Origin of the sequence: Okeania sp. SIO2F4 (genome assembly GCF_010672385.1) — a bacterium.
GTDB lineage: Bacteria > Cyanobacteriota > Cyanobacteriia > Cyanobacteriales > Microcoleaceae > Trichodesmium.
This window is the reverse complement of sequence record NZ_JAAHGT010001472.1, coordinates 1-1,170: the sequence shown is the minus strand read 5'-3', so window position 1 is coordinate 1,170 and position 1,170 is coordinate 1. Positions and strand designations below refer to the sequence as shown.

At 37.6% G+C, this 1,170-nt stretch carries 1 protein-coding gene; it reads right to left on the bottom strand.

Going from position 1 to position 1,170, the window contains the following annotated elements; translation table 11 throughout:
• Positions 1 to 347: 347 nt before the first annotated feature.
• Positions 348 to 1,170 (bottom strand): tyrosine-protein kinase family protein (locus F6K22_RS41305; RefSeq protein WP_293111007.1); only part of this gene is annotated, 823 nt, incomplete at its 5' end.

Genomic DNA, 1,170 nt, shown 5'->3' with positions numbered 1-1,170 from the left:
TGCTGCCGCACTTGCTCCGCCAAAGCTATAATTTTTTAGGCAATCGGCTAAAAGTTTTTGCTCTTGTTTTCACAAGATTAAAAAACACCTGTAAAATCAAGCCTAGCCTTAAATTTTATTGTGGGCTTCTTCAATTCTTTTCTCAGATTATCTGATAGTAATTCATGTTTAAGTTTATAGATAGTTTTTCCTAATTTCACTGGTAATTTTTTTCAAAAATTCCAGACTAATATAGCACAGGCTATATAATTTTTCTGAATTTGACTAACCAGATTTGATATTACTTCAAAAACGCTTCCTTTCAGAATAGGGCCAGTTTTCTGCCAAGGTTTTGATAAAAGCTTCAATTAGCTCTGAACCTGTGTTAACACTCCTCCTGTAGATGCTGTAGCTCCTATACTAGGTCTCGGTGAGTCAGCGATCTGTGACTCAGATATATCCAAATCATCCAGTGGTTCCAATGGAAAATCTACAGGAATATCTGCTCCGTTAACCACAACTCCTAAAAACTTAGGACCAGACTTACTAGATTCATCTTCTTCATCATTTGTTAGCTGTTCTATAACTTCTGTGAGCATACCTGATACAGTATAGTGTGGTCGAGTCACAATAATCATCCCATCAGTATATGGTTCTAGAATAAAAGCATCATTGTTGTGAGTCATACAAGGAGCATCTAGAATAACAAAGTCAAAACGATGTCGCGAGTCTGAAAGTAGTCTTTGCATTTCACTTGATTCAATGATTCCTCCTGGTTGTTTAACAACACCAGGACTAGGTATCATATAAAGATTTTCTATCTCTGGTACTTGTCGAATACAATCATTAATATCCCCATAATAACGAAGTGGTTCAGCACAGCTATGTGGATGAGGAACAATTTTGAGAGACTCAGCTTTTGATGGAGACCTTAAGTCTGCTTCAATGACAAGTGTTCGTTTACCTGCTCGTGCAGCAGCGATCGCCAAATTATAAGCACAAAATGTTTTCCCTTCTTCTTTAGCTCCACTACTCAAAAGTAAAACTTTTGGAGCTTGATTTCCCTGACGGTGCAAATTTGTCCGCAACTTTTCATAGAATTCCAGATAAGGTGAATTACGCTCCAGTAACAAAGGCATTTCCTCTTGCTGCATATCTGGGTCAAAAAGCATCACATCAGGCAACAAACCA